Annotated in this window: 4 protein-coding genes and 1 pseudogene; all 5 read right to left on the bottom strand. The window is 70.8% G+C overall.

Annotated features, from left to right (window positions below; all coding sequences use genetic code 11):
- A pseudogene (locus tag Q0112_RS01660) lies at window positions 1-319 on the bottom strand (energy transducer TonB); the annotation flags it as partial.
- 10 nt (window positions 320-329) lie between these two features.
- Window positions 330-806 carry a protein TolR gene (gene tolR / locus Q0112_RS01655; protein ID WP_297970540.1) on the bottom strand — a complete coding sequence of 159 codons (477 nt, stop codon included), beginning with the start codon at window positions 804-806 and terminating at the stop codon, window positions 330-332.
- Window positions 807-821: 15 nt separating this feature from the next.
- A complete protein-coding gene (gene tolQ / locus Q0112_RS01650) occupies window positions 822-1,523 on the bottom strand; it encodes a protein TolQ (RefSeq protein ID WP_297970542.1) in 702 nt (233 codons plus the stop codon).
- Window positions 1,524-1,743: 220 nt separating this feature from the next.
- On the bottom strand, window positions 1,744-2,253 hold the full coding sequence (locus tag Q0112_RS01645) for a hypothetical protein (protein ID WP_297970538.1): 510 nt from the start codon (window positions 2,251-2,253) through the stop codon (window positions 1,744-1,746).
- A gap of 26 nt (window positions 2,254-2,279) precedes the next feature.
- Window positions 2,280-2,798 (bottom strand): hypothetical protein, encoded by a 519-nt coding sequence (locus Q0112_RS01640; protein ID WP_297970536.1) that lies wholly within the window; start codon window positions 2,796-2,798, stop codon window positions 2,280-2,282.
- Window positions 2,799-2,977 lie beyond the last annotated feature (179 nt).

The raw sequence follows: 2,977 nt of genomic DNA, 5'->3' as shown, positions 1-2,977 counted from the left end.
GGTCGGGCGACTCGGGCGCCTCGATCTCGGCCGGCGGCTCCACCGCGGCCACCTCGGGCGCCGAGTCCGACGGCTCGGGCTCGGGCGCCGGCTCGGGGGCCGGGGAGGGGGCGGGCAGCTCGGCCGGCGCGTCCTCCGCCCGCGGCACCGCGGCGGGTGCGGCGGCCTGCGCCGCCTCGAACTCGGCCTCGGAGATGAAGCTCACGTCGGTGACCCGGATCGGCTCGCGCTCGCGCGGCCCGAACCACGGCAGGCCGAAGACCGCGAGCGCGATCAGGACCCCGTGCCCGATTGCCGAAATCCGCGTGCCGGTCTGCATCAACGCGGCCCTAGCCGTCCTCGCCGTCGAACTTCGGCCCGCCCTGCTCGGTGACGAGGCCGATGTCGTGGAAGCCGCTGGCGTTGAGCGCCCCCATCACCTGCATCACCCCCTCGTAGGGAATGGCGCCGTCGGCGCGCAGGAAGATCCTGCCGCTCTGGCGCTCCTCGGCCACGGCGCGCAGCAGCGGGATGAGCTCCTGGCGCTCGATCTGCTCGTTCTGCACCAGGATGAGCCCGTCCTTGGTCAGCGCGATGGTGAGCGGCTCCTCCTTCTCGGTCGGCAGCGGGGCGGCGGCGGTCTTCGGCAGCTCGATCGGCACGCCCACGGTCAGGAGCGGTGCGGCCACCATGAAGATGATGAGCAGCACGAGCATCACGTCGACCATCGGGGTGACGTTGATCTCGGCCATCGGCCGCCTGCGGGCGTGCCCGGAATTGCGACCGCCGCCGCGCCTGCGGCCGCCGGCCTGGAGGTTCACCGCCATCTCAGGCCGCCCCGTTCATGCTGCTCTGTCGAGCTGCCGCGACAGGATCATCGAGAATTCGTCGGCGAAGCTCTCGTAGCCGCCGACGATCGCCTCGGTCTCCTGGGTGAGCTTGTTGTAGAAGATGACCGCCGGAATCGCGGCGAGAAGCCCGAGGCCGGTGGCGAGCAGCGCCTCGGCGATGCCGGGCGCGACCACCGCGAGGTTGGTCGACTGCTGCAGCGCGATCTCCTCGAAGGCGTGCTTGATGCCCCAGACCGTGCCGAAGAGGCCGACGAAGGGCGCGATCGAGCCGACGGTGGCGAGGAAGGAGAGCCCCTTGTTCAGGCCCTCGGCCTCGCCGGCGATGGCGACGTCCATCGCCCGCTCGATGCGCGACTGGGTGCCGGCGATCAGGCCGCCGTCCTGGCGCGAGGAGCGGCGCAGCTCGGTCATCCCGGCGGCGAAGACCCGCGCGGCGCCGCCGGCCGGCTCGGGGCCGATCCGCTCGTAGACCGCGTCGAGCGCCTCGCCGGACCAGAAGTCGTTGGCGAAGACGCGCGCCTCCTCGCGCACCCGGCGCAGGTCGATGAGCTTCTGGATGATGATGGCCCAGGACCAGAAGGAGGCGGCGATGAGGACGAGCATCACGATCTTGACCGTGAAGGTCGCCCGGAAGAAGAGCGCCAGCAGCGAGAAGTCGATCTGCTGCGCTGCGGCGAGAGTATCGGGTTGCATGTGTGCCTGCTCGCGTGGATGCTCGGGGTCGTCGGTGGCCGTGTTGGTCCGGCCTGTGGTCGCCATACCACATCTTGCGGCGCTTTTGTCCGAAAACCCGCCCCCTGTCCAGCCGTCACGGGTCACTTTCCGATCAGCGCACCGACCCCGTGCGCTCGCCCCCCAAGCGGCCGAAGCACCTGGCGCTGCGGCTCGGCGGCGGAAAACGCCGCGGCGGGCGTCAGTTCGGCGCGGAGATCCGATAGCTGCCCTGCTTGGAGCCGATGACCTGCCCGAACCCTTCGGTGGCCGGGCGCAGCGGCCGAACGCGTATCTCGAACTCGCCCCGGAGGCCCTCGTACTTCCCGCTGCCGCCGATCCAGCGTCCTGCCGCCATCTGCACCGGCGCTAGCGGCTGCGGCTCGAAGTCGAACTGCTCCCAGATCCGATGGCCATCCGCGTCGGTGTAGACGCAGTGGCCGTGCTGCTCGAAGGTTCCGCTTCCCGTGTCGATCTCGAACTTGCCGAGGCAATGCCCGGTCAGGTTGTGGAGTAGCCCTTTCCCCTCGGCATTGCTCGCCGTCAGCACGCCTTCGTAGAGGCCGGTCCTGCGGTCGGGACCGATCTCGATCGTCGGCTCGCCGTTGACGACCAGCGAGGTGAAGTTGATCGTGAAGGCGCCCTCCGGGGCAATCCCCTGCGCCGCTGCCGTTCCCGCGACCAGGCAGGCTGCGATGCCCGTGATCCTCATCCCCACGTCTGCCTCCTCCCCCCGCGTCAATGCGACCGAACCGTGCGGTAGCTGCCTTGCTTCGTGCCGATATAGTGGCCGAAGCCGGCGGCGGCGGGGCGCAGCCCACGCACGCGGATTTCGAACTCCCCGCGAATTCCCTCGTACTTGCCCGTTCCGCCGGTCCAGCGCCCGAGCGCGATCCGGACCGGGGCGAGCGCCTGCGGCGCGAAGGTGAACTCCTCCCAGATCGTGTCGCCGTCGGTGTCGGTATAGGCGCAGCGGCCGTGCCGCTCGAAGCTGGCGGCGGCGATGTCCACGGTGAACCAGCCGAGGCAGCGCCCGGTCAGGTTGTGCAGGAGGCCGTGCCCGTCGCTGTTGCTCGCGGTCATCAGCCCTTCGTAGATGCCCATGCTGCGATCGGGCCCGATCTCGATCGCCGGCTCGGGATCGACGCCGACCGCGGTGAAGTTGATGACGAAGCTGCCTTCGGGGGCGAGCTCCTGAGCCGTCGCCGCGCCCGCCGTCAGCGCGAGTACGGCGCAGCACACCAGGCGTCGCGGCATCTCTCAGCAACCTCCGGGCACGAGGTGGGCGAACTCGGGATCGCCGGCGAGGCCGCGGGCAATTGCCTCGGGGAGCGGCACGCCCCCGGTTTCGACCGGGGCGTCCGGCCGCCACTCGTCGGCATCGACCCAGGCGGCCGGGGCGGCTTCGGCCCGCTCCGGCACCGGCAGGCGGCCCT

The sequence above is a fragment of the uncultured Amaricoccus sp. genome (assembly GCF_937858865.1).
Classification (GTDB): Bacteria; Pseudomonadota; Alphaproteobacteria; order Rhodobacterales; family Rhodobacteraceae; genus Amaricoccus.
This window is presented reverse-complemented; position numbering and strand designations above follow the sequence as displayed.

Coding starts and splice junctions, on each gene's coding strand:
- tolR (WP_297970540.1), bottom strand. CDS start 806: ATGGCGGTGAACCTCCAGGCCGGCGGCCGCAGGCGCGGCGGCGGTCGC.
- tolQ (WP_297970542.1), bottom strand. CDS start 1,523: ATGCAACCCGATACTCTCGCCGCAGCGCAGCAGATCGACTTCTCGCTG.
- Q0112_RS01645 (WP_297970538.1), bottom strand. CDS start 2,253: ATGAGGATCACGGGCATCGCAGCCTGCCTGGTCGCGGGAACGGCAGCG.
- Q0112_RS01640 (WP_297970536.1), bottom strand. CDS start 2,798: ATGCCGCGACGCCTGGTGTGCTGCGCCGTACTCGCGCTGACGGCGGGC.